General features: G+C 69.0%; 20 protein-coding genes. 7 read left to right on the top strand and 13 right to left on the bottom strand.

The annotated features are described in order from the left end of the window. Positions 1–47 precede the first annotated feature (47 nt). Positions 48–701, top strand: a complete 654-nt coding sequence (locus PSQ40_RS13660) for a Smr/MutS family protein (protein WP_273952382.1) — start codon at positions 48–50, stop codon at positions 699–701. Positions 702–768: 67 nt separating this feature from the next. Here the strand turns inward: PSQ40_RS13660 and PSQ40_RS13665 are convergent, their stop codons facing one another. The 4 genes from PSQ40_RS13665 to PSQ40_RS13680 all read right to left on the bottom strand — a co-directional run bounded on the left by PSQ40_RS13665 (position 769) and on the right by PSQ40_RS13680 (position 6,013). Next, positions 769–1,287 carry a GNAT family N-acetyltransferase gene (locus PSQ40_RS13665; RefSeq protein ID WP_273952099.1) on the bottom strand — a complete coding sequence of 173 codons (519 nt, stop codon included), beginning with the start codon at positions 1,285–1,287 and terminating at the stop codon, positions 769–771. 1 nt (position 1,288) lies between these two features. Then, on the bottom strand, positions 1,289–1,705 hold the full coding sequence (locus tag PSQ40_RS13670) for a group II truncated hemoglobin (protein WP_273952100.1): 417 nt from the start codon (positions 1,703–1,705) through the stop codon (positions 1,289–1,291). A gap of 40 nt (positions 1,706–1,745) precedes the next feature. Continuing rightward, positions 1,746–4,265, bottom strand: coding sequence for an ABC transporter permease (locus tag PSQ40_RS13675; protein WP_273952101.1), 2,520 nt, complete (start codon positions 4,263–4,265; stop codon positions 1,746–1,748). Positions 4,266–4,474: 209 nt separating this feature from the next. Next, positions 4,475–6,013: a C13 family peptidase gene (locus PSQ40_RS13680; protein WP_273952102.1), complete on the bottom strand. Its 1,539-nt coding sequence runs from the start codon at positions 6,011–6,013 to the stop codon at positions 4,475–4,477. 169 nt (positions 6,014–6,182) lie between these two features. On the opposite strand from PSQ40_RS13680, the gene hpaI reads away from it, so the two are divergent. After that, positions 6,183–6,983, top strand: a complete 801-nt coding sequence (gene hpaI / locus PSQ40_RS13685) for a 4-hydroxy-2-oxoheptanedioate aldolase (protein WP_409338596.1) — start codon at positions 6,183–6,185, stop codon at positions 6,981–6,983. A 126-nt stretch (positions 6,984–7,109) separates the two neighbouring features. Here the strand turns inward: hpaI and PSQ40_RS13690 are convergent, their stop codons facing one another. The 8 genes from PSQ40_RS13690 to apbC form a co-directional block, all read right to left on the bottom strand. Next, entirely contained in the window at positions 7,110–7,364 is a 255-nt protein-coding gene (locus tag PSQ40_RS13690; protein ID WP_273952104.1) for a formate dehydrogenase subunit delta, read from the bottom strand. 4 nt (positions 7,365–7,368) lie between these two features. Next, positions 7,369–8,220: a formate dehydrogenase accessory sulfurtransferase FdhD gene (fdhD, locus tag PSQ40_RS13695; RefSeq protein WP_273952105.1), complete on the bottom strand. Its 852-nt coding sequence runs from the start codon at positions 8,218–8,220 to the stop codon at positions 7,369–7,371. Positions 8,221–8,245: 25 nt separating this feature from the next. Continuing rightward, positions 8,246–11,182 (bottom strand): formate dehydrogenase subunit alpha, encoded by a 2,937-nt coding sequence (fdhF, locus tag PSQ40_RS13700; protein WP_273952106.1) that lies wholly within the window; start codon positions 11,180–11,182, stop codon positions 8,246–8,248. A 10-nt stretch (positions 11,183–11,192) separates the two neighbouring features. Then, positions 11,193–12,749: a formate dehydrogenase beta subunit gene (locus PSQ40_RS13705; protein ID WP_273952107.1), complete on the bottom strand. Its 1,557-nt coding sequence runs from the start codon at positions 12,747–12,749 to the stop codon at positions 11,193–11,195. Positions 12,750–12,752: 3 nt separating this feature from the next. Next, entirely contained in the window at positions 12,753–13,274 is a 522-nt protein-coding gene (locus PSQ40_RS13710; RefSeq protein ID WP_273952108.1) for a formate dehydrogenase subunit gamma, read from the bottom strand. Positions 13,275–13,311: 37 nt separating this feature from the next. Further along, a complete protein-coding gene (locus PSQ40_RS13715) occupies positions 13,312–14,940 on the bottom strand; it encodes an OFA family MFS transporter (RefSeq protein WP_273952109.1) in 1,629 nt (542 codons plus the stop codon). Positions 14,941–15,174: 234 nt separating this feature from the next. After that, positions 15,175–16,131 (bottom strand): LysR family transcriptional regulator, encoded by a 957-nt coding sequence (locus tag PSQ40_RS13720; protein WP_273952110.1) that lies wholly within the window; start codon positions 16,129–16,131, stop codon positions 15,175–15,177. A gap of 56 nt (positions 16,132–16,187) precedes the next feature. Next, positions 16,188–17,276: an iron-sulfur cluster carrier protein ApbC gene (gene apbC / locus PSQ40_RS13725; protein WP_273952111.1), complete on the bottom strand. Its 1,089-nt coding sequence runs from the start codon at positions 17,274–17,276 to the stop codon at positions 16,188–16,190. Between the two features lie 193 nt (positions 17,277–17,469). On the opposite strand from apbC, the gene metG reads away from it, so the two are divergent. Continuing rightward, a complete protein-coding gene (metG, locus tag PSQ40_RS13730) occupies positions 17,470–19,539 on the top strand; it encodes a methionine--tRNA ligase (RefSeq protein WP_409338591.1) in 2,070 nt (689 codons plus the stop codon). Here the strand turns inward: metG and PSQ40_RS13735 are convergent. Next, complete coding sequence (locus PSQ40_RS13735) at positions 19,488–21,293, bottom strand: 7TM diverse intracellular signaling domain-containing protein (protein WP_273952114.1); 1,806 nt, start codon at positions 21,291–21,293, stop codon at positions 19,488–19,490. The two genes, metG and PSQ40_RS13735, sit on opposite strands and share 52 nt — an antisense overlap. A 224-nt stretch (positions 21,294–21,517) precedes the next feature. On the opposite strand from PSQ40_RS13735, the gene PSQ40_RS13740 reads away from it, so the two are divergent. From PSQ40_RS13740 to panB, 4 genes are all read left to right on the top strand, one after another. Continuing rightward, on the top strand, positions 21,518–23,257 hold the full coding sequence (locus PSQ40_RS13740) for a SulP family inorganic anion transporter (protein ID WP_409338592.1): 1,740 nt from the start codon (positions 21,518–21,520) through the stop codon (positions 23,255–23,257). Positions 23,258–23,319: 62 nt separating this feature from the next. Next, the gene (locus tag PSQ40_RS13745; RefSeq protein ID WP_273952115.1) at positions 23,320–23,529 is read left to right on the top strand and encodes a DUF3460 family protein; all 210 of its coding nucleotides are present in this window, start codon (positions 23,320–23,322) and stop codon (positions 23,527–23,529) included. Positions 23,530–23,572: 43 nt separating this feature from the next. Further along, positions 23,573–24,442 (top strand): segregation and condensation protein A, encoded by an 870-nt coding sequence (locus tag PSQ40_RS13750; protein WP_409338593.1) that lies wholly within the window; start codon positions 23,573–23,575, stop codon positions 24,440–24,442. Between the two features lie 89 nt (positions 24,443–24,531). Continuing rightward, the gene (panB, locus tag PSQ40_RS13755) at positions 24,532–25,419 is read left to right on the top strand and encodes a 3-methyl-2-oxobutanoate hydroxymethyltransferase (protein WP_273952116.1); all 888 of its coding nucleotides are present in this window, start codon (positions 24,532–24,534) and stop codon (positions 25,417–25,419) included. Positions 25,420–25,442 lie beyond the last annotated feature (23 nt).

A 25,442-nucleotide genomic window follows, 5' to 3' on the forward strand; every position in this document is an offset into this window, starting at 1 on the left:
CACGCAGCAACCGACTTCAACGCAGCGCCCAGCGCCTGCCCGGTGGGCTGGTGGTGCACTCGCTGCAAGAGCTCAAACAGGTGCAAAAGCGCCTGGCGCAGCAGCGCGCCGAGGCCGAAGCCCTGGCCAAGGCCCGACGCGAGGCCGAACTCAAGCGCCAGCAGGCGCAGCGCCTGTTTGAATTGGCCGTCGGCCCGGTGACCCGCCTGCACCCACCCAACAAGGTGCTGCTCAACAACGACCCACCGCCGCCCATCCCGGTGCAGCACCAGCTCGACGAGCAACGCGTGCTGCTGGAGTCGATCAGCGACGATTTCGATGTCAGCTCCCTGCTCGACACCGACGACGCGCTGAGTTTTCGCCGCCCCGGCATCAGCGTCGAAGTGACGCGCAAGCTGCGCCGTGGCGAATGGAGCATCCAAGGCCAGCTCGACCTGCACGGCCTGCGCACCGACGAGGCGCGCGAGGCCCTGGGCCAGTACATCCGCGAGGCCCACAAGGTCGGTCTGCGCTGCGTGCGCGTGGTGCACGGCAAGGGCCTGGGCTCGCCCGGCAAGAGCCCGGTGCTCAAGGGCCGCGTGCAAAGCTGGCTGGTGCAAAAGAACGAGGTGCTGGCCTTTGTGCAGGCGCGCCCCGCCGAAGGCGGCGCCGGCGCCCTGGTGGTGCTGCTCAAGCCCTCACCGGGCGGGCACGGGCACTGAGCCCACCCGATGCCCGCCCGATGCCCGCGCTGGCCCGCCCCCGGCGGTGCCGCCCGGGCCGAGTGCCTCAGTCGGCAGCGCCCAGGCGTTGCAGGGCGTCGCCGGTGACGCGGCAGATGCGCCAGTCCGGCATCACGGTGGCGCCCATGGCCTGGTAGAACTCGATCGAGGGCTGGTTCCAGTCCAGCACCGACCACTCGAACCGCCCGCAGCCGCGCTGCACCGCCAGCGCCGCAAGCGCCTTGAGCAGGGCCTTGCCAATGCCCAGGCCGCGCCGCTCAGGCAGCACAAACAGGTCCTCGAGGTACAGGCCGGGCCGGGCCAGGAAGGTCGAGTAGTTGGGGAAGAACAGCGCAAAGCCGGCCGCCTCGCCTTCCCACTCGGCCAGCAAGGCCTCGGCGGCCGGGCGTTCACCAAACAGGGTGGTGCGCAGTTGCTCGGGCGTGGCGGTCACGCGGTCGAGCAGGTGCTCGTACTCGGCCAGGCCGCGAATCAAGCGCAGCAGGGTGTCGCAGTCGTCGGCCGTGGCCGGGCGCAGGCGCAGCGGCGCATCGGCACCGGGGCGGCGGGAGGTGTCAGGCGCCATGTCAGTTCACCCCCTTGTTGCGCATCCAGTCGGCGGTGCCGTAGAAGCTCTCCTTGAGGCGGGCGCGCAGGTCCTCGGGCACGCCGGTCTCGCCCATGGCCTGGTCCATGCAGGCCACCCATTGGTCACGCTCCTTGATGCCGATCGGAAACGGCAGGTGGCGCGCCCGCAGCATGGGGTGGCCAAAGCGGTCGGTGTAGTACGAGGGACCGCCCAACCAGCCGCACAAGAACCAGAACAGGCGCTGGCGGGCGTTGCTCAGATCGGGGCCATGGGCGGCGCGCAGCTCGTGGTAGCCGGGCTCGAGGTCCATGAGGTCATAAAAGCGCTCGGTCAGTGCGAGCACACGGGCCTCGCCGCCAATCCATTCAAACGGGGTGGCGGGGGCGCCGCCGCGGGGGGTGTCTTCGGTGTCCATGCCTTATTTTCACCGCAGCCAGCCCCGGCGCACGGCACGCTCAGTTGACAGCGCGGCGCAGCGTCTCCACCACCGGGCGCCGCAGCACCTCGCGCAGGCCCCACCAGCCAGCCGCCAGCGCCAGAACGGCGCCGGCCAAGGCGCCGCCCAGCAACACCCAAGGCGAGGCGTTCCAGGCAAAGTCGAACACATAGCGCGCCAGCCCCCAACCCACCGCCGCCGCCACGGCGCTGGCCAGCGTGCCCGCCAACAGGCCCACGCCCACCAGCTCGGCCGCCTGCACCTGGCGCAGCAAGCGTGCGCTGGCGCCGACCGCGCGCATGATGGCGAACTCGCGCGAGCGCTCTTCGCGCGTCGCAGTGACCGCCGCAAACAAGACCACCAGGCCAGCGGCCAGCGTGAAGGCGAACAAGAACTCCACCGCACGCACCACCTGCTCCAGCACGCGCTGCACCTGGTTCAGGGTGCTGCTCATGTCCACGTTGGTGATGTTCGGAAACTGCCGCACCAGCGCGTTGTCAAAGCCCGGCTGGGCCGGGGCCCGGAACGCCGCCAGGTAGGTCACGGGCACGTCCTGCAACTGGCTGACGGGGTAGATGACAAAGAAGTTGGCGTGCAGCGAGCCCCAGTCCACCTTGCGCAGCGAGGTGATGCGCGACTCGGTCTGCAGGCCACCGATGTCAAAGCGCAGCTGGTCGCCCAGCTTCAGGCCCAGGGTCTGGGCCAAACCCTCTTCGACGCTGATGGCCCCCGCTTCCTCGGGTGTCCAACGGCCACCGACCACGCTGTTGTGCGGCGGCTGTTCGGCCGTGTTGGAGAGGTTGAATTCACGGTCCACCAGGCGCTTGGCACGGTCGCTGGCGTAGTCGTCGGGGCTGACGGCCTTGCCGTTCACCGACAGCAGGCGGCCCCGGATCATCGGGTACCAGTCGTAGGACGCGACCCCGGCCTGCTTCAAGCGGGCCTGGAAGTCCGCCCCCTGCTCGGGCAGCACATTGATGACAAAGCGGTTGGGCGCATCGGGCGGCGTGGCCTGGCGCCAGCTGCTGATCAGGTCGGTGCGCAGCAGCACCAGCAGCACCAGCGCCAGCAGGCCCACCGCCAGCGCGCTGACCTGCACCACGGCATACGCGGGCCGGGCCGAGATCTGGCGCGTGGCCAGCACCAGCCAACGCGGCGCGGTGCTTTCGTGCACGCTGCGCCGCAACAGCTTGACGGCCACCCAGCTCAGTCCGGCAAACAGCAGCACAGCGCCCGCAAAGCCGCCCACCGCGATCAGGCCCAGCAGGCGGTCGCTGCTGACCGCCATCAACAGCGCCGCAAAACCCAGCACGCCCAGGCCCAGCACCAGCAGCGACGCCGGCTTGAGCCCGCCCAGGTCACGCCGGATCACGCGCAGCGGTGGCACCTGGGCCAGTTGCAGCACCGGGGGCAGGCCAAAGGCCAGCAACAGGGTCAGACCCATGCCCAGCCCCAGCAAGGCCGGCCAGGCGCTGGCCGCGGGCAAGGCCGCGTCGACCAGCCCGGCCAGCAGGAACACAAACGCATGGTGCACGCCCCAGCCCAGGGCCACGCCCAAGGCCGCCGCCCACAACCCCGCCAGGACAAACTCGACGCTGTAGGCCAGCGCGATGGTGCGCTGGCTCAGGCCCAGCACGCGCAGCAGCGCGCAGTCGTCCAGGTGCTTGGCGGCAAAGCCGCGTGCCGCCAGCGCCACCGCCACCGCGCTGAGCAGGGCCGCGAGCAGGGCCACCAGGTTGAGGAACTTCTCGGCCCGGTCCAGCGTCTGGCGCATCTCGGGGCGACCACTCTCCAGCGATTCGAGGCGCGCACCGCGCAGTTCACCGCGCTTCAACTCGTCGGCGGCCCAGCGGCCAAAGGCCTGCACCGGGGCGGCCTCACCAGCCACCGCCAAGCGGTAGCTGATGCGGCTGGCCGGCTGCACCAGGCGGGTGGCAGCCAGGTCGGCTTCGTTGATCAACACGCGCGGCGCAAAACTCATGAACCCTGCGCCGCGGTCGGGCTCCAGCACCAACACGCGGGCCACGCGCAGGCGGCTGTCGCCCAGCAACAGCGGGTCACCGACCTGCAGGCCCAGCGCGTCGAGCAGGGGCGCGTCGACCCAGGCCTCGCCCGCTGCGGGCACCGTGCGCGTGGGGGTTTCGGCTCCCCCGGGGCGCTCGGCCACCACCAACCGCCCCCGCAACGGGTAGCCCGCCCCCACGGCCTTGAGGGCCACCAGGCGGCTGGCACCGCCCTGCTCGTCCGGGGCCCGCCCCATGGTCGGGAAGCTCAGCGTGCCCGCCACCTGCAGGCCCAGCCGCCGGGCCTGCGCCTCAAACGCGGCGGGCGCCGGGTTGTCGCTGGCCAGCACCACATCGCCGCCCAGCAGTTGCCGGGCGTCACGCTGCAAGCCCGCCTTGAGCCGGTCGGAGAAGAAGCCCACCGCCGACAAGGCCGCCACCGCGAGGGTGACCGCCACGATCAACAAACGCAGTTCGCCAGCGCGCAGGTCGCGCCACAGGGTGCGCCAGCCCAGGCGCCAGAAAGAGTGGTTCATAGACCGTGACCATAGCGCAAACCCGTGTCAAAACCCGCGGTGGGGGCCAATGGCCCCAAGCCCCAGTCACACAAGCCCCCGGGGGCGCGAGCCGCCCGCCCGCGGGGGCGATGGCGGGGGCGACAGCGGGGGCGGCGTGCCAGCAGGGGCTGGCAGGACAGCGGTGGGGTGGTGGTGGGCTGGCGGGCTCGCCGGTTGGCGGGGGGGCCTCAGCGCTTGCCCAGGCGCTGTTCGAGCGCGCTCAGCACCGGGCCGACGCGCGCGCCAACGCTGATCTGCGGGTTCGACGGGCCGTCGGGCTTCTGGGCCTGCTGCTCGCGCTCGGCGATCACCGGGAGCATGCGCTTGAAGGCCTCGGTGAAGGAGTGCGTCTGGCGCAACTGCTCGTCAAACAAGGCCCGGCCAAAGAAGGTCAGCTCGGAGCGGTGGCCACAGCCGTAGGAGGTGTGGGTGGCGTCGGCCGCGGTCATGACCAGGCTGGTGTCGCTGGCCAGCGGGGTGATCCAGCCGCCCGAGTAGCAGGCCGAAATCGCCAGCACCCGGTTCTGGATGCCCAACTCGTCCAGCGTGCTGCGCAGCCACTGCGGGTCGATGGGCTCGACCTCGAGCGGCCAATGGCTGGCCGCCAGCTTGAAGTCCTGGGCGCCGTGCGAGGTCAGGTAAAGCACCAGCACATCGTGCTCGCGGTCCATGCGCTGGGCGATCAGACCCAATGCCCGGCGCAGGTTCTGCGGCGTGGCCCAGGGCAGGCTGTCGGCGGTTTCAGCGTGGTTGATCAGGGTCAGCACGCGGCCGTCGGCGTCAAAGCGCTGGCGCAGCACGTCGCCGACCATCTGGCTCTCGCGGCGGAACACGGCCTCCTCGGCGTAAGGCGCGAACACCAGGCCGTACACCTCGGTCACGCCCTCCCGCTGTGGCAGCAACCCCTGCTCGAGCGCGGGCCACAGCGCCTGCTGGGTCTCGAAAGTGGCCTGGCTCAGGTGCAGGCGCGGGGGCTCCGGGGTGTCGGCCGCCAGGGCCGCGCTCTCGTCGGGGGCCCAGGGGCGATCGGGAAACTGCCAGACCGACAGCACCGTCAAAGCGCCCATGACCAGGGCCAGCACACCCAGGCGCCAGCGCGGGCCGGCAAACCGGGCCGTCAGGCGCAACACCGCCGACAGCGCCCACAGCACCAGCAGCACGAACAGGCCCCAATAGACCTGCTGGGCGCGCGGCGACTCAAACGCCAGCCACTCACGCAGCACCGACAGGCTGAGCAACTGCAGGGCCAATTGGGCCGGCAGCGTGACAAAGGTGGTCAGCGCGAACCAGCTGCCCAGGCCGTGCAAATGCCAGGGGTCGGGGTCTTGCTCGGCCTCGCGCCGCGGCGGCAGGGCAAACCAGGCGGCCCACAGCACCACCAGGGTCATCCACCAGGGCACCAGCCAGGCGCGCCAGTCCAGCACCGCGGGGCCGGTGACCTCGAGCCGGGCCAGCCCCAGCTGCAGCGCCGCCCCCAGCAGGGTCAGCCACAGCACTTGCCAGGGCGACGGCTGGGCATGGCCCACCTCGGGCGACAGCCACAGCGCCGCACGGCAGCCGCCGCCCACCCAGCGCCACCAGGGCAAGCGCTCGGGGGGCACAGGCTTGGCCTCACCCACCGCCCACACGGGGCCGGGGGCGGTGGGCTCCAGGCCCAACGGGGTGGTGTCTTCGTCGTCAATGGCGACCGTATCGTCCCAATCGACAGGGGGCTGACTGTTTCTCATCCCGCCATGATGCCAGCGAGCCCGGGGACAAAGCCAGCCCTGGCTTTGATCCCAGCCATGAAGCGCTGCATTCCGCGCTCGGGAGCCCAGGCCCAGGGGGGATGTCAATTCGTCGCACAATGTTGGCCAGTTAGACCATCACTCAAGAGGACAGGAGACCTGCATGCCGGTGACGCCCACCAACCCTTTCAAGCTCGCTTTGCAAAACAAACAGGCCCAAATCGGCCTGTGGCTGTCCATGGCCTCGCCCTACCTCAGCGAGGTCAGCGCGACCGCGGGCTTTGACTGGCTGCTGATCGACGGCGAGCACGCCCCCAACACGCTGCAGACCACGCTGCAGCAACTGCAGGTGGTGGCACCGTACCGCGCCCAGCCCGTGGTGCGCGCGGTGGAGGGCCAGGTGGCGCTGATCAAGCAACTGCTGGACATCGGCGCCCAGAACCTGCTGATCCCGATGGTCGACACGGCCGAGCAGGCGCAGTTGATGGCCTCGGCCGTGCGCTACCCGCCCGAGGGCATCCGCGGCGTGGGCAGTGCGATTGCACGGGCCTCGCGCTGGAGCCTGCAGGCCGACTACCTGGACACCGCGAGCGACAACATCTGCCTGCTGTTGCAGGCCGAGACGGTGACCGCCATGCGCAACCTCCAGGACATCGCCGCGGTGGACGGCGTGGACGGCATCTTCATCGGCCCGGCCGATCTGGCCGCGTCGATGGGTCACCGGGGCCGCCCAGGCCACCCCGAGGTGCAAGCCGCCATCGAGGGCGCCATCCGCACCATCGTGGCAGCAGGCAAGGCGGCCGGCATCCTGACCTCGGACGCGGCGCTGGCACGGCACTACCTGGCGCTCGGCGCCACCTTCGTGGCCGTGGGGGTGGATGTGTCGCTGTACGCGCAGGCCGCGCGCAAGCTGGCGGCCGATTTTCTGGGCCAGCCGTCGCCGGCCGCCACGCCGGGCGCGGCGTACTGAGTCAGGCGACGCCCGGACACGGGAGTCGGGACACCGCCAGGCCCCTGCCCCCGAGCGCGGAGGTGGCGCGGCCCAGTGTCCCCCTGAAGGGGCACCCACCAGGCCCGCCGGGCGATGCGGCCTGTTTCAGACAGGCGCCGGCAGCGCCTCGCACAGCAGGGCGCGGTGCGCGTTCCAGGCCTGGCGCACGATGTCGCGCACCTCGGTCTGCCCCGGGTCGTCCATCAGGCGCTGAAACTCGGCGCGCATGCGCGGCTCCCAGAACTTGCGGATGTGGTTGGCGATGCCCATCAGGGCTTCGGGCCGGTCGGGCATGGACTCAAAGAACTGGCCGATGCGGTTGGCCATGACGATCAGGTTGGGGGTGTGGTGTTCGCTCATGCTCTCAAGTCTCCCCGGCCACTCGGTGGCCCTGGGTGTAAACAGAAAAATCAGACCCGCGGGCAAAGCCCAGCAGGCTCAGGCCAGCGGCCTCGGCCGTCTGCAGCGCCAGCGCGGTGACCCCGGACACGGCGGCCAGCAGGGGCACGCCCGCGGCAGCGGTCTTTTGCACCATCTCGTGGCTGGCCCGGCTGGTCACCACCACAAAGCCCTGCCCCTCGGGCAGCGCCTGGCGTTGTTCGGCGGGGCGGCGCAGCAAGGCCCCGATCAGCTTGTCGAGCGCGTTGTGCCGGCCGACGTCCTCGCGCACCCAGTGCAACTGGCCTTGCGCATCGCACCAGCCCGCGGCGTGGGTGGCGCCGGTGGCGGCCAGCAGCGGCTGGCGCGCGCGCAGCTGGCCCATGCCCGAAATCAGCGCCTCGGGGCTGAACTGCGCCTGGCTGGACAAGGGCGCCACCGGGCGCACCGCCTGGCCCAGGCTCTCGGCGCCACACAGGCCGCAGCCGGTGCGGCCCGCCAGGCTGCGTCGGCGGTCCTTGAACTGCACAAAGCACGATGCCGCCACCTCCAGCCGCAGCGTGATGCCCTCGGTGCCGGGATCGGCCTCGATGCCATAGACCTGGCCGGCGTGCTGCACCAGGCCTTCGGTGAGGCTGAAGCCCAGCGCAAAGTCCTCCAGGTCAGCCGGCGTGGCCAGCATCACCGCGTGGCTGACGCCGTTGTACTCGAGTGCCACCGGCACCTCGTCGGCCAGCACGTCCTGGGCGCTGTGCCACTGGCCCGCCCGGTAGCGCCGCACCGGGGTGGCGCGGCTGCCCTCGGGCAGGGTGCAGGGGACGGCAGGGTGGGCGTCCATGCGCAAGTCCGGCGTTCGGCGGGCTTCAGGCGCTCTGACCTGCGGCCTGCAGGTGCTCGAGCTGGGCCTGGTTGAACTGGCTGTAGTCGCGCTGCCAGGGCGACTGGTGGGCCAGCGGCGCAGTGGTGTCGGCACCGGCCAGGGCCGGTTGTGCCACACGGGTCACGTTGACGGCGGTCACCTTGTACTCGGGGCAGTTGGTGGCCCAGTCGCTGCTGTCGGTGGTGATGACGTTGGCGCCCGACTCGGGGAAGTGGAAGGTGGTGTAGACCACGCCCGGGGCCACGCGCTCGGTCACGGTGGCGCGCAGCACGGTTTCACCCGCGCGGCTCTGGATGCCCACCCAGTCGTCCTCGCGGATGCCGCGCTCTTCGGCGTCGTGCGGGTGGATCTCCAGCCGGTCCTCGCTGTGCCACTGGTTGTTCTCGGTACGGCGCGTCTGGGCGCCCACGTTGTACTGCGACAGGATGCGCCCCGTGGTCAGCAGCAGCGGGAACTTGCGGGTCACTTTCTCGTCGGTGGGCACGTACTGGGTGATGATGAAACGGCCCTTGCCGCGCACGAATTTGTCGACGTGCATGATGGCGGTGCCGGCCTCGTCGGTGTGCTCGTTGCAAGGCCATTGCACGCTGCCCAGGCGGTCGATCTTCTCGTAGCTGACACCGGCAAAGCTGGGCGTCAGCGCCGCGATCTCCTGCATGATCTCCTCGGGGTGCTGGTAGTTCATGGGGTAGCCCAGGGCGTTGGCCAGCTTTTGCGTGACCTCCCAGTCGGCATAGCCTGCCAGCGGCTTCATGACGCGGCGCACGCGGCTGATGCGGCGCTCGGCGTTGGTGAAGGTGCCGTCCTTCTCAAGGAAGGACGAGCCCGGCAGGAACACGTGCGCGTACTTGGCGGTTTCGTTGAGGAAGATGTCCTGCACCACCACGCACTGCATCGCCTTGAGCGAGTCGGTGACGTGCTGGGTGTTGGGGTCGCTTTGCACGATGTCCTCGCCCTCGCAGTACAGGCCCAGGAAGGTGCCCTGCTGTGCGGCGTCGAACATGTTGGGGATGCGCAGGCCGGGCTCGGGGTTCAGGGTCACGCCCCAGGCCGACTCGAACAGGGTGCGGGTGGTGCTGTCGCTGATGTGGCGGTAGCCCGGCAACTCGTGCGGGAACGAGCCCATGTCGCAGCTGCCCTGCACGTTGTTCTGACCGCGCAGCGGGTTGACGCCCACGCCCTCGCGGCCCACGTTGCCGGTGGCCATGGCCAGGTTGGCAATGCCCATGACCATGGTCGAGCCCTGGGCGTGCTCGGTCACGCCCAGGCCGTAGTAGATGGCGGCGTTGACGCGGTGGCCGGTCTTCACGCCCTCGCTGTTGCCGGTGGCGTACAGGCGCGCTGCGGCGCGCAGCTCGGCGGCGGGCACACCGCAGACCGGCGCCATGGCCTCGGGCGAGTTCTCGGGACGGGACACGAAGTCACGCCATTCGCGGAAGGACTTGTCATCGCAGCGCTCGGCGATGTAGGCCTCGTCCAGCAAGCCTTCGGTGACCACCACATGGGCCAGCGCGCTGATGACGGCCACGTTGGTGCCCGGCTTGAGTTGCAGGTGGTGGCGCGCCTGGATGTGCGGCGATTTCACCAAGTCGATGCGGCGCGGGTCGACCACGATGAGCTGGGCGCCTTCACGCAGGCGCTTCTTCATGCGCGAACCGAACACCGGGTGGGCGTCGGTGGGGTTGGCACCGATGACCAGGATGACGTCGGCCTTCTCGACCGACTTGAAGGTCTGTGTGCCGGCCGAGGTGCCGTAGGTCTGGCCCAGGCCATAGCCGGTGGGCGAGTGGCAGACGCGCGCGCAGGTGTCGACGTTGTTGTTGCCGAAGGCGGCCCGGATCAGCTTTTGCACCAGGTAGGTTTCTTCGTTGGTGCAGCGCGACGAGGTGATGCCCCCGATCGAGTCGCGGCCATGCTCGGCCTGGATGCGGCGGAACTCGCTGGCCGCGTAGCCGATGGCCTCGTCCCAGCTGACCTCCTGCCACGGGTCGTTGATGCCCTTGCGGATCATCGGCGTGGTGATGCGGTCCTTGTGGGTCGCATAACCCCAGGCAAAGCGGCCCTTGACGCAGGCGTGGCCCTCGTTGGCCTTGCCGTCCTTCCAGGGCACCATGCGCACGACCTCGGTGCCCTTCATCTCGGCCTTGAACGAGCAGCCCACACCGCAATACGCACAGGTGGTGATGGTGCTGTGTTCGGGCTGGCCCAGCTGGATGATGGACTTTTCTTGCAAGGTGGCGGTGGGGCAGGCTTCGACGCAGGCGCCGCAGCTCACGCACTCGGAGTCCATGAAGGACTGGCCCTGGCCCGGCGACACGCGCGACTCAAAGCCGCGGCCGCTGATGGTCAGCGCGAACGTGCCCTGGGTCTCCTCGCAGGCGCGCACACAGCGGTTGCAGACGATGCACTTGCTGGCGTCGTAGCTGAAGTAGGGGTTGGAGTTGTCGATGGCGGGCTTGCTGTCGCCACGGAAGTGGTTGGCCCCGTCCAGCCCGTAGCGCACCTCGCGCAGGCCGGTCACGCCGGCCATGTCCTGCAGCTCGCAATTGCCGTTGGCCGAGCAGGTCAGGCAGTCCAGCGGGTGGTCGGAGATGTAGAGCTCCATCACGCCCTTGCGCAGCGCCTGCAGCTTGGGGCTCTGGGTGCGCACCTTCATGCCGGCTTCGGCCGGCGTGGTGCAGGACGCGGGGTAGCCCTTGCGGCCTTCGACCTCCACCAGGCACAAGCGGCAGGAGCCAAAGGGCTCCAGGCTGTCGGTGGCACAGAGCTTGGGCACACGCACGCCGGCGTCGACCGCCGCGCGCATCAGGGAGGTGCCCTCGGGCACGCTGACGCTGACGCCGTCGATCTCGAGCGTGACTTCTTTGTCGGACACCCGCAGCGGGGTGCCGTGATCGGTTTGTTTCAGGTGGTCCAACATGGCGAACTCCTCAAGCGGCTTGGGTTTCAGGCACGGCCAATCCGAAGTCCTGGGGGTAATGGTTCAGGGCCGACAGCACGGGGTACGGCGTCATGCCGCCCATGGCACACAGCGAGCCGTGCAACAGGGTGTCGCACAGGTCGCGCAGCAGCTTGACCTGTTGGGGCTGGTCCGGCCCCCCGGCGGTCAGCCGGTCGATCACCTCGACACCACGGGTCGAACCGATGCGGCAAGGCGTGCACTTGCCACAGGATTCGAGCGCGCAGAACTGCATCGCGTAGCGCGCCAGCCGGGCCAGGTTGGCGCTGTCGTCATGCACCACGATGCCGCCGTGGCCGACCACGCCGCCAAACGCGGCATAGGCCTCGTAGTCCAGCGGCACGTCCCATTTTTCTTCGGGTACATAGGCGCCCAGCGGGCCGCCGACCTGGATCGCCTTGATGGGCCGGCCCGAGGCGGTGCCGCCGCCAAAGCCGTAGACCAGCTCGCGCAGGGTCAGACCAAAGGCTTTCTCAACCAGGCCGCCATGCCGGATGTTGCCGGCCAGCTGGAACGGCAACGTGCCATGCGATCGGCCCACCCCGTAGTCGCGGTAGAACTGCGCGCCCCGCGCCAGGATGATCGGCGTGGAGGCAAAAGTGATCACGTTGTTGATGACCGTGGGCTGGCCAAACAGGCCTTGCAGGGCCGGCAGGGGCGGCTTGGCGCGCACGATGCCCCGCTTGCCTTCGAGGCTTTCGAGCATGGCGGTTTCCTCACCGCACACATAGGCGCCCGCGGCCTTGCGCACCTCCAGCTGGAAGCGTTTGCCCGAGCCCAGCACCGAGTCGCCCAGAAAGCCCGCCTCGGTAGCGCGCCGGATGGCCTCGGTCAAGGTGGCTATCGCGTGCGGGTACTCGGAGCGCACATAGACGTAGCCCTGGGTGGCGCCCACGGTGACGGCGGCGATGGTCATGCCCTCGATCAGCATGTAGGGGTCGCCCTCCATCGTCATGCGGTCGGAGTAGGTGCCGGAGTCGCCTTCGTCGGCGTTGCAGACCACGTACTTCTGGGCCGCCTGGGCCCCGGCCACGGTCTTCCATTTGATGCCCGCCGGGAACGCGGCACCGCCCCGTCCACGCAGGCCGGAGTGGGTGACCTCCTGGATCAGCGCAGCACTGTCCAGCGTCAGGGCGCGGCGCAGGCCGGCCCAGCCCTCGTGGGCCTCGTAGTCGGCCAGGCTCAACGGATCGGTCACGCCCATGCGGCGGAAGGTCAGGCGCTCTTGCAGCGCCAGGTAGGGGATTTGTTCGGTCACGCCCTGGCGCAGCGGGTGGTCGCCGCCGTGCAACAGCCCCGCCGCCAGCAGGCTGGGCACGTCCTCAGGGGCCACGGGGCCATAGGCGATGCGGCCTTGCGGCGTCTGCACCTCGACCAGGGGCTCGAGCCAGAACAGGCCCCGCGAGCCATTGCGCACCAGCTCGATCGAATCCCCCGCGGCGCTTTGCAGGGCCTGGGCCACGTCGTCGGCCCCGACGGCCAGGGCCGCGGAATCACGCGGAACATACACACGGACGGTTGGGCTCATGGCTCAGGCCTCCACAGGGTTGAGTCGGGCCAGCAGGCCGTCGAAGCGCTCATGGCTGAGCCGGGCATGCACCTGGTCGTCGACCGCCATGGCCGGCGACGAGGCGCACAGGCCCAGGCAGTAGACCGGGCTCAGGGTCAGGCGCCCATCGGCGCTCAGGCCCCCGTGCTCGGTGTCGGCACAACCCAGGCGGGCGCAGGCGTGGGCCCACAAGGCCTCGCCACCCCGGGCCTGGCAGGCCTCGGCGCGACACACCTGCAGCACATGCTGGCCTGGCGGCTGGGTGCGGAAGTGGTGGTAGTAGGTGATCACCCCGTGCACCTCGGCACGCGACAGGTTCAGCGCCTCCGCGATCAGGGGCACGCCCTCCGCGGGCACATGGCCCAGCTGGTCCTGGATGCCGTGCAGGATGGGCAGCAAGGCGCCCGGCAAATGGCCATGCTCGGCAATCGATTGCCGCACCGCCTGCAAGGCCGGGGCCTCGCCGGGCTGGGCGGTGTGCGCGTCGGGGGTCGGGGTGCTCATGGGGTCCTCTTCAATCAGGGTTCAGCAGGGGGCGGCCTCAGGCAAACAGCTTGGCGACGCTGAGCAGGGTGCGGTAGACCCCCCAGGCCAGCGGCAGGCCCACAGCGGCCCAGGCCAGCGCCACCACCACGGGGCTGACCCCGTCGTGGCCGGCGCCGCCACGGCCGACCTCGGAGGCCGAGGCCTTCTCGTGGGCCAGGCGTTTTTCTTCCGCCAGCTCGGCGTCGCTCATGAACCATTTGTCAGCCACGGGGCGGACCAGCAGGTTGCAGATCAGGCCGATGACCAGCATGCCGGTCAGGATGTACATGGTCTGGTTGTAGACCTGCTCGCGCGGGATGCCCAGGCCCAGCTGGTATTCGCGCATGTAGTTCACCACCACCGGCCCCAGGATGCCGGCCGTGGCCCAGGCGGTCAGCAGGCGGCCGTGGATGGCGCCCACAAACTGGGTGCCAAACAGGTCGGCCAGGTAGGCGGGCACGGTGGCGAAGCCGCCGCCGTACATGCTCAAGATGATGCAGAAGGCGCCCACGAACAAGAACACGCTGCCCGCGGCTGCACTGCCCGGGATGCCGAAGTACAGCACGCCGCCCAGCACAAAGAACACCACGTAGGTGAGCTTGCGGCCCAGCTTGTCGGACAGGCTGGCCCAGAAGAAACGGCCGCCAATGTTGAACAGGCTCAGCAGCGCCGTGAAGCCTGCAGCCACGCCGGCGATCGCCGCCAGCTGGGTCTTGTCGAGTTCACTGAACTTGGCCGACACCCCGATCAAGGAGCCGCCAAACACCTCTTGCAGCATGGGCGAGGCCATGCCGATCACGCCGATGCCTGCGCTGACGTTCATGCACAGCACCATCCAGATCAGCCAGAACTGCGGGATCTTGAACGCGTTCTTCACATGCACATGGCGCTGCGTGATCATGGTGTTGGCCGAGCTGATGGCCGGGGGCGTCCAGCCCTCGGGCTTCCAGCCGGTGGCCGGCACGCGGTAGCCCAGCGCGCCCGCCATCATGAAGACGAAATAAATCAGGGCCATGACCACGAAGGTGGGCATCACGCCCACACTTTCGGGGGTGGCAAACACCTTCATCAGGTCGGCCGCCAGCGGCGAACCGATCATGGCGCCACCGCCAAAACCCATGATGGCCATGCCGGTGGCCATGCCACGGCGGTCCGGGAACCACTTGATCAGCGTGGACACGGGCGAGATGTAGCCCAGGCCCAGCCCGATGCCCCCGATCACGCCCGAGCCCAGCAACATCATCCAGAACTGGTGCAGGTAAATGCCCAGCGCCGAGAACAGCATGCCGCCGCACCAGCACAGGGCCGACACCACGCCGGCCTTGCGCGGGCCGGCGCGCTCGAGCCAGCCGCCCCAGATGGCGGCCGACGAGCCCAGGAACACAAAGAACAGGGTGTACATCCAGCCCAGCGTGGAGATCTTCCAGTCGCAGGAGGTGGTGAACATTTCAGCCAAGAAGCCCACCTCGGGGCCGCACTTGATGCTTTCCTTGATGCCCAGCGCCTTGGACAGCGGCAGCCAGAACACCGAGAAGCCATAGGCCATGCCGATGCACAGATGGATGGCGAGTGCCGCCGGCGGCACCAGCCACCGGTTGAAGCCGGGTCCCGCAATGATGCGCTCCTTGTCCAGAAAACCTGCCATGGGTGTGTCTCCGTTTCTTGATTCGAATGGGGTATCGATCTTGTTATCTGACGCCCCGGCCCGACACCACAAGGGCTCGGGCACTGGGGGCTGGGGAGCGTCGGACGCGAGTGTGTTCGGCCGCAGAAAGCCGGTCAAATTGAATCGGCACATGCCGTGATTCAAAAAAGAAATGTACCCCTGGGAATACCCTTGAAAGAGCCCCTCACCGCCGATCAGCGGTGCCCCGGTTGCTCAGGACCGGTCCAGGGGATCGCCGCTGTGCTGGGCCGCGTGGGCCAGCCAGGACGGTTGGCGCGCCAGCGCCAGCGCGGCCTCGAGCGCGCGCGAGGGACGCTCGGCCTGGGTCAGCATGAAGCCGATCGGGGTTTGCACCTCGGGACTGACCAACGGCAAGGCTTCCAGCTCACCGTACCCTCGCGCCGCGCCGACCAGGGCGCCGGGCAGCACGGCACAGACCTCGCCCGCCACCACGCTGAGCGACAGGGTGAGGATGGAGTTGGTCTCGATCACGGGCTTGACCTCGGCCCCGGCCAGGGCAAAAGCGCTGTCCACGATGGTGCGATTGTGCATGTCGGGCGTCAGCAGGCACAGCGGCAGTTCGGATGCGGCCAGCCAGCTGATCGACTGTCCCCGTTGCAGGCCCAGCGTGCCCGGCGGGGGGCGCTGCGGGCTGCGGCGCACCAGAAAGTAATGCTCGGTGTACTGCGGCAGGGCTTGCACCGCGGGGGTCTGCCCAAGGCGGTCGGTGTAGCCCAGGCCCAGGTCCAGGGTCAGGGCTTCGAGGCCGTTTTCAATCTCGGGCGAGGACAGCGACAGCACCACCGGCCGGATGCCCGGGTACAGCGCCTGCAGCCGCGCCGCGAAGCGGGCCACGATGGGCATGGCCGTGGGCACCGCCCCGATGCGCAGGGTGCCACGGGGGCAGTCGGCCTCACTCTCCAGGTCCTGCTGCAGCAGTTCGTGCTCGCGCAGCATGCGGCGCGCCGTCACCAGCACGCGCTCCCCCTCGGCGGTCAGGCCCGCGTACTGGCGCGTGCGCTTGACGATGACCACGCCAAACTCCGACTCCAGCGCGCGCAAGGCATTGGACAGCGCCGGTTGCGTGATGTGGCAGGCCTGGGCTGCGCGCCCGAAGTGCTGGTGCTCGCTCAGCGACACCAGGTAGCGCAGGGAGGCCAGGATGTTCATTCGCGGAGCGGCCAGGGTCGAGGGGCATGGGCAGCGGGCGGTGGCCGGTCGGGGCCTCAGGTGCCCTGGCTGACCGTGATGGTCGGGAACTTGGAGGAGAAGTCCTTGGCCTGCTCGGCCACCTTGACCGCCACCTTGCGCGCCACGGTCTTGTACAGGCCCGCCACGTCGCTGTCCGGGGCGGCCACCACGGTGGGCGCACCACTGTCGGCCTGCAAGCGGATGTTGATGTCCAGCGGCAGCGCGCCGAGGTAGTCCATCTTGTAGTCCAGGGCCATGCGCTGGCCGCCATCGGCGCCAAAGATGTGCTCGACGTGGCCGCACTGGCTGCACACGTGCACCGCCATGTTCTCGACGATGCCGAGGATGGGCACGCCCACCTTCTCGAACATCTTGATGCCCTTGCGGGCGTCCAGCAGCGCGATGTCCTGCGGCGTGGTCACCACCACCGCGCCGGTGATCGGCACGCGCTGGGACAGGGTCAGCTGGATGTCGCCGGTGCCCGGGGGCATGTCGACGATCAGGTAGTCCAGGTCTTTCCAGTTGGTCTGGCGCAGCAACTGCTCCAGCGCCTGGGTGGCCATGGGGCCGCGCCAGATCATGGCCTCGTCGGGGGCCACCAGGAAGCCGATCGACATCACTTGCACCCCGTGCTTGACCATGGGCTCCATGGTCTTGCCATCGGCGCTTTCAGGCCGACCTTCGATGCCCATCATCATGGGCTGGCTCGGGCCATAGATGTCAGCGTCCAGCAAACCGACGCGGGCGCCTTCGGCGGCCAGCGCCAGCGCCAGGTTGGCGGCCGTGGTGCTCTTGCCCACCCCCCCCTTGCCCGAGGCCACCGCGATGATGTTGCGCACCTGGGGCAGCAGCGCCACACCGCGTTGCACCGCGTGCGGCACCACCTTGGTGGCGACGCGCGCCTGGACCTGCTCCACCCCGGCCACGCTGCGGGCCGCGGCGTCGAGCGAGGCGGTCAGGGTCGGGATATAAGACCGGGCCGGGTAGGCCAGTTCCACGTCAAAAGACACCGAGGCACCTTGCACCTGCAGGTTCTTGAGCGCCTTGGTGGAGACGAAATCCTTGCCAGTGTGGGGGTCGATGACGGTCTGCAGGGCCTGGAGCAGGGCTTCGGTCGTGGGCATGGGAGGCTTTGGGTTGGAAATTTTTAACAGCCCGTGAGTTTAGGCCCGTCTGCCCCCTGCGGCGCCCAGGGGCCGCGGAACCGCCCTGGGCTCAGGGGCTTTGCCAGGCCAACCGGGCCGGACAGCCGGCCCCCGGCACGGCCGCCGCCCTGCACCTAAAATCACGGATTCCCCTGGAACACGAATGACCGCCATGTCCGCCCCACGCAAGCTTTTTGTCACCACCGCCCTGCCCTACGCCAATGGCAACTTCCACATCGGCCACATCATGGAATACATCCAGGCCGACATCTGGGTGCGGACACAGCGCATGCTGGGCCACCAGGTGAACTTCGTGGGCGCCGACGACACCCATGGCGCCCCGATCATGATCGCGGCCGAGAAGGCCGGCAAGACGCCGCAGCAGTTCGTGGCCGACATCGCAGCCGGCCGCAAGCCCTACCTCGACGGCTTCCACATCGCCTTTGACAACTGGCACAGCACCGACGCGCCCGAGAACCACGCGCTGGCGCGCCAGATCTACCTGGACCTGCAAGCCGCTGGGCTGATTGAAACCCGCGTCATCGAGCAGTTCTTCGACCCCGAGAAGAACATGTTCCTGCCCGACCGCTTCATCAAGGGCGAGTGCCCCAAATGCCACGCCAAGGACCAGTACGGCGACAACTGCGAGGTCTGCGGCGCGGTCTACGCGCCCACCGACCTGATCTCGCCGTTCTCGGCCCTGTCGGGCGCCAAGCCGGTGCTGAAGAACTCGGAGCACTTCTTCTTCAAGCTGTCCGACCCGCGCTGTGTGAGCTTCCTGGAGCAATGGACGCAGGACGGCCGACTGCAGGCTGAAGTGGCCAACAAGGTCAAAGAGTGGTTCACGGTGCGCACCAACCCCGATGGCAGCCAGAGCGAAGGCCTGGGCGACTGGGACATCAGCCGCGACGCGCCGTATTTCGGCATCGAGATCCCCAACGCCCCGGGCAAGTATTTCTATGTCTGGCTGGACGCCCCGGTGGGCTACCTGGCGTCGCTCAAGAATCTGCTCGACAAACGGGGGGAGAGCTACGACGACTACATGGCCGACCCGGCACTGGAGCAGTTTCACTTCATCGGCAAGGACATCGTCACCTTCCACACCCTGTTCTGGCCCGCGATGCTCAAGTTCAGCGGCCGCAAGACGCCGGATTCGGTGTTCGTTCACGGCTTCCTGACCGTCAACAACGGCGAGAAGATGAGCAAGAGCCGCGGCACCGGCCTGGACCCGCTGAAGTACCTGAGCCTGGGCATGAACCCCGAATGGCTGCGCTACTACCTGGCGGCCAAGCTGAGCGCGCGCAACGAGGACGTGGACTTCAACCCCGAAGACTTCATGGCCCGGGTCAATTCCGACCTGATCGGCAAGTACGTGAACATCGCCTCGCGCGCGGCCGGCTTCATCCACAAGCGCTTCGGCGGCCAGCTGGGCGCCGTGTCGGCCGATGGCAGCGCGCTGCTGGCACCGCTGCAAGACGCCTGCCCCGCCGTGGCCCAGTTGCTGGCCGACCGCGAGTACGGCAAGGCCCTGCGCGAGATCATGCTGCTGGCCGACCGCGTCAACGAGTACGTGGACCAGAACAAGCCCTGGGAGCTGGCCAAGCAAGAGGGCATGGAAGCCCGCCTGCAAGACGTCTGCAGCACCTGCATCGAAGCTTTCCGCCTGCTCAGCATCCTGCTCAAGCCGGTGATGCCCGCCCTGGCCCTGCAGGTCGAAGCCTTCCTCAACGTGGCGCCGTTCGACTTCGCCAGCGCGCAGAGCCTGCTGGGCGCGGGCCACCGCATCCACGAGTACAAGCACCTGATGCAGCGCGTCGACGTCAAGCAGCTCGACGCCCTGTTCGAGCCGCCCGCGGCCCCGGAACCCGAGCGCTTGGTGCCCGGCGGCGAGGCGCTGGCGCCCACGATCAGCATCGACGACTTCGCCAAGATCGACCTGCGCATCGCCCAGATCGTCAACTGCGAACCGGTCGAAGGCTCGACCAAGCTGCTGCGCCTGACGCTGGACGTGGGTGAGGGCCGCCACCGCAATGTGTTCAGCGGCATCGCCAGCGCCTACCAGCCGCAAGACCTGGTGGGCAAGCTGACGGTGATGGTCGCCAACCTGGCGCCGCGCAAGATGAAGTTTGGCGTCAGCGAGGGCATGGTGCTGGCCGCCAGTCACGGCGACGAGAAAGCCGAACCCGGGATCTACGTGCTGTCGCCCTGGCCAGGTGCCAAGCCCGGCATGCGGGTGCGCTGAGCCAAGGGCGTCAGCGTCAAGGGGTCGCTCCAGCGCATCGGTGCGGGTTCGGCGGCCTCCGTGCCTGCAGCGCCCGCGCCCCCGGGCACGCCAGGGACACCGGGCAGCTGCCCCGGGCTGAGCAGTTGCAGGGCGCGGCCACCGCCCTGCCCCATTTGGTTGAGCAAGGTGCCCAAGCGGTTCAGCAAGGACTGGGCATCGCAGCCGGGGTAGAAGCCGGCGGTGCAACTCACATGCAGGCGCAAGGTGGTCCCGGACGGCAGCCGGCTGGCGTGCGCCAACCCGCGCGCGATGACCATCTGCGCCAGGTCCTGCACGCCCTGGGGCTTGAACTCCCCCTCCAGCAGCAGCACAAAATCACCATTCGACACCCGCGCCAGCGTGTCCCCGCTGCGGCGCACCACCTGCGAGATGCAATGGCTGGCATGCAGGGTGGCGGCCTCCAGGGCCTGCGGGCCCGAGGTCCGGAAAATGGCCTTCAGGTTGCTGATGCGGATGCGCATCACCCCGCCCAGGCGGTGCTGCCGGTGCTGGCGCAGGATCAGGTGGTCCAGGCGTTCGATCAGCACGCGCTCGCTGCACACCCCCGTGAGGGCGTCCACCCGGGTCAGCGCGCGCCGGCGCACCCACTGGTCGCGCCGCTGGCGGCCGCGCAGGCACAAGCCCACCATCAACAAGGGCAAGGCCCACAAGCCGCCCCATTGCATGGCTTGCTGTGACAGGGGCCCCCAGGACGCGTCACCGATGCCACGCACCTGGGGCAGCAAGGCCCCCAGCAACAGGGCCAGCCAACCGGCCAGCAAGCACACGCCCACGCGGGTGTCACGGCGCGCATAGCGATAGGCCACCAGGAAACCCAGCGCAAACACCAACAGGTCGTAGCCCTGGGCCGCCAGGCTCAAGGCCGACGGCCCCCAAAGGCCCAAGCCCAGCGCCAGCAGGCCCCCCAAGGCGACCACGCCCCACAGGGCGCCGCCCCAGCGGGGCGGCAGTTCTTCGCGCGCCACTTGGGTCAGGAAGAGCAGCAGCAGCGCCATGGCCGCCGTGGGCAGGGCCAGCCCGGCGTGCTGGGCCCACAGCGGGTGCTGGGGCCACAGGTACTCGGCCGTCAGGCCCCATTGGGTCAGAAAAGAGCCGCCCAGGGCCAGCGCCCCCAGGGCGAACCAAAGGGGCAGCGGGTCGCGCCAAAGCCCCGCCTGCACACCACACAGCATCGACACCAGCAGCACAAAGCCCAGGAAAGCCCCCAGGCCCAGGTGCCACACCCGGCTGCTGTCGTCAAAACGCTCACGGCTCCAGAAGCGCCAGTTCAGCACCAGCGGCTGGCTGCCCTCCAGCGCCAGGTAGACCCGGCTTTGCCCGGCCTGCAAGGTCCAGTCGAACGCGGGGTGCAAATACGGCATGGGCCAGCGCGCCACGGGCAACAGGGCCCCGGCCGACGCACTGAGCCACTGGCCCCCGTCCCCCTGCCAATGCAGGGTGGCCCGTTCGAGTTGAGCCTGGGGCAGGCTCAGGACGACCCGGCGCGCAGCATTGACTTCGGGCAAATCGATCGCCAGCCACACCACCTGTCCAGCGGCCAGGGGCAGCGGGTCGCGCGGTGGGGCCAGCACGCCGTCGCCGGCCAGGAAGCGCTGTTGGGCGCGCGCCAGCGAGCTGCCCGCGGCGTTGTCGCTCCAGCGCTGGGCCGGGGGCGTCAGGCCGTTCCAGCCGGTCGAGGTCTGGGCCAGGACTGGCGCCGGCAGCCCCTGCACAAGGCAACACAAGCCCCACCAGAGCCAGGCGACCAGGACGCCCAGCAGCCCCCCGGGCGACCGGCGCTCAGGCCCGCGGTTGTCCGGTTTTGGGGCCACCAGCCCGGCATTTGAACGTATCTCCCTCATATTCCGGGCACTTTAACGACATTACATCCCCCGCAACATCCCGCAAACGGATGAATGCTGGACGATTTCACGGCGCGGGAACAGAATCAAAAGCCATGTCGATGCCCTGGACTTTCGCCCGCTTTCACCCCCGCCTGCTGGACAGTTGCCGTGACTACAACCGTCAGCGCTTCTGGAAGGACGCAGGCGCCGGACTGACCGTGGGCATCGTGGCCTTGCCGCTGGCCATGGCCTTCGCCATCGCCTCCGGTATGAAGCCCGAGGCCGGGCTCTGGACGGCCATCATCGCGGGCTTTCTGATCTCGCTGCTGGGCGGCTCCAGCGTGCAGATCGGGGGCCCCGCGGGGGCTTTCATCGTGGTGGTGTACGGCATCATCGAGCGCTACGGCCTGCCCAACCTGCTGATCTCCACCGCGCTGGCCGGCGTGCTGCTGTTCTTCATGGGCCTGCTGCGCCTGGGCACCCTGGTGCGCTATGTGCCGGTGACCATCGTGGTGGGCTTCACCAACGGGATCGCGGTGCTGATCGCCCTGTCCCAGCTCAAGGACCTGCTGGGCCTGCGCGTCGAACGCATGCCCGCCGACTTCTTCTCCCAATGCCTGACCCTGTGGCGCCACCTGCCCACCTTCAATGGCTGGGCCCTGCTGCTGGGCCTGGCCTGCGTGGTGGGCCTGTTTGTCTGGCCCTGGTTGTGGGGGCGTCCGCACCGCTTTCAGCAGGCGCTGGACCTGCCTGGCATGCGGCGCGCCATGCACACCGCGGCGCGCCTGCCCGGCCCGGTGGTGGCCCTGGTCACGTTGACCGCCGTGGCCTGGCTGTTCAAGCTGCCGGTGGAGACCATCGGCAGCCGTTTTGGCGACATCCCCAGCGGCCTGCCGCCGCTGGCCTGGCCCGACCTGTCCTGGGAGAGCGCCAAGCGCCTGCTGAACCCCACGCTGACCATCGCCTTGCTGGGGGCCGTCGAGTCCCTGCTGTGCGCCCGGGTGGCCGACCAGATCAGCGACCAGCCCCGCCATGACCCCAATCAGGAGCTGATGGCCCAGGGCGTCGCCAACCTGGTCAGTCCGTTTTTTGGTGGCATGCCGGCCACCGGCACCATCGCGCGCACGGTGACCAACATCCGCTCGGGCGCCACCTCCCCGGTGGCAGGACTGGTGCATGCGCTGGTGCTGGCGCTGATCGTGCTGCTGGCGGCCCCGCTGGCGCTGCTGATTCCCCTGCCTGTGCTGTCCGGCATCCTGCTGTTTGTGGCCTGGAACATGGGCGAATGGCATGAGTTCGTGCAACTGCGCCATTACTCGGGACATTACCGCTTGGTGATGCTGGGCACCTTCGTGCTGACCGTGGTGTTTGACCTCACGGTGGCCATCGAAGTCGGGCTGGTGCTGGCCTGTGCGCTGTTCATCCGGCGCATGAGCTCGCTGTTCACGGTGGCCGCCGTGACCGAGGGCCTTGCCCCGGGCGAGCGCCGCTACCGGCTGCATGGCGCGCTGTTCTTTGGTGCCGTGGACCGCATCGACGGCCTGCTGACCGATGTCGAACTCAGCCCGCCAGGGCTGCGGGTGGTGCTGGACACCCAGCACCTGGTGGCGCTGGACACCACAGGCCTGGACGCCCTGCGCCAACTGCACCGGGTGATCCGCCAGCGTGGCGGGCGGCTGCAGCTCGACGGCCTGCAACCCCAGCCCGAGGGCCTGGTGCGGCGCTCCGGCTTCGCGGCCGAACTCGCGCTGGCGGCCGCCGAAGCGGCCTCACCGGCGACCCAGCCCGACCCCACGGCCGCGGCGGCCCCCGCCCCGGCACCGGGGCAACCGCAGGCCCCAGGCACCCCCTGATCCGTCCCGCGGCAGGCCCACCGGGCCAAGCCCGGTAAAATCACGCTCAAAGGATACTTCCCATGTCGATCTTCGCCCGTCCCCACTACACCTCTGAAGCCACCCAGTTCATCGACCAGCTCAAGGCCAGCAAGCCCGAGCTGGAGCGCCAACAGGCCGCAGGCCGTGCCTTGCTGTGGGACCGCGCCCAGGACCGCGACGCCCAAGCGGCCTACGAACAGGCCCGCGTGCCGCAAAAGCCCTACGTCTACCAGACCAGCGGCCAGCAATGAGCCCAGGGCGGTGCCCGCCCGGCACTGAGCCCTAGAACACCCCATGAGCGCCCCCCACACCGCCCCCGAGGCGGTGCTGCCGCCGGCCCCGGAAGGGGCTCCCCCGGATGCCGTGATGCCCCAGGTGGTCGATCACGTCGCCGTGGCACGCCTGTACGGCGAGCCCCTGTTCGCGCTGCCCAACGACCTCTACATCCCACCGGACGCGCTCGAGGTGTTCTTGGAGGCCTTCGAAGGCCCGCTGGACTTGCTGCTCTACCTGATCCGCAAGCAGAACTTCAACATCCTCGACATCCCGATGGCCGCGGTGACGCGCCAGTACCTGGTGTACGTGGACGAGATCCGCAACCACAACCTGGAGCTGGCGGCGGAGTACCTGCTGATGGCGGCCATGCTGATCGAGATCAAGTCGCGCATGCTGCTGCCGCCCAAGCCGGTGCCCGAGGGCGAAGAGCCCGAAGACCCGCGCGCCGAACTGGTGCGCCGCCTGCTCGAGTACGAGCAGATGAAGCTGGCCGGGGCCCGCCTGAACGCCCTGCCCCATTTCGGCCGCGACTTCCTGCGCGCCCAGGTCTACATCGAGCAAAGCCTGCAGCCCCGGTTTCCCGAGGTGCATGTGGTCGAACTGCAGGAGGCCTGGCGCGACATCCTCAAGCGCGCCAAGCTGGTCCAGCACCACCGCATCACCCGCGAAGAGCTGAGCGTGCGCGAGTACATGAGCAAGGTCTTGCGCGCACTGCAGGGCCGGCGTTTTGTGGAGTTCGAGGAGCTGTTTGAACCTGAAAAGGGTTCGACGGTGCTGGTGGTGACCTTCATCGCGCTGCTGGAACTCGCCAAAGAAACCCTGATCGAAATCACCCAGGCCGAGGCCTTCGCACCGATTTACGTGCGCCTGGCCTACACCCCCGCCTGAGGCGGCCACCAGGGGACGGGGCCCCTGCTGCGGGCCTCCGCCCCGAGGGCCAGTGCCCCGCCCGCCGCCCCTGTTTGCAAGGTTTGACCATGAACAACGCCCCTGACACTGCCAGCACCGCGTCCCCTTACGGCACCCTGCCACCGGCCTCCCCGGTGGCCCAGCGCAAGCCCCTGAGCCTGCCGCGCCTGGCCGACATGCACGCGCGGGGCGAAAAGATCACCATGCTGACCGCCTACGACGCCACCTTCGCCGCCATGGCCGATGCCGCGGGGGTTGAGTGCCTGCTGGTCGGCGATTCGCTGGGCATGGTCTGCCAGGGCCTGAGCAGCACGGTCGGGGTGAGCCTCGAGACCATGTGCTACCACACCGAAAGCGTGGCCCGGGGCCTGCGCCGCGTGCAAGGCACCGCCTGGGTGATCGGCGACCTGCCGTTTGGCAGCTACCACGAGTCCCGCGAACAGGCCCTGCGCAGCGCCACCGCGCTCCTGCAGGCCGGTGCGCACATGGTCAAGCTCGAGGGCGGTGGCTGGACCACCGACACCGTGCGCTTCCTGGTGGAGCGTGGCATTCCCGTCTGCGCCCACCTGGGCCTGACGCCACAAACCGTGCACGCCCTGGGCGGCTACCGGGTCCAGGGCAAGGGCGACGAAGGCGCGGCCCGCTTGCGCGAGGACGCCCTGGCGCTCGAAGCCGCCGGCGCCAGCATGCTGGTGCTCGAGATGGTGCCGGCCGCCTTGGCCACGGAACTCACGGCACGCCTGAAGCGCTGCGCCACCATCGGCATTGGGGCCGGGCAAGGCACGGCCGGCCAGGTGCTGGTGATGCACGACATGCTGGGCATCAACCTCGGCAAAATGCCCCGGTTCGTGCGCAACTTCATGCTCGACACGGGCAGCGTGCAGGCGGCCATGCAGGCCTATGTGCGTGCCGTCAAGGACGGCAGTTTCCCGGTGGACGCCCTGCACGCCTGGTGAGCCCTGATTTTTGAAAGCATTCC

It is taken from the genome of Curvibacter cyanobacteriorum, assembly GCF_028649475.1.
In the GTDB taxonomy this organism is placed as follows: Bacteria; Pseudomonadota; Gammaproteobacteria; order Burkholderiales; family Burkholderiaceae_C; genus Curvibacter; species Curvibacter cyanobacteriorum.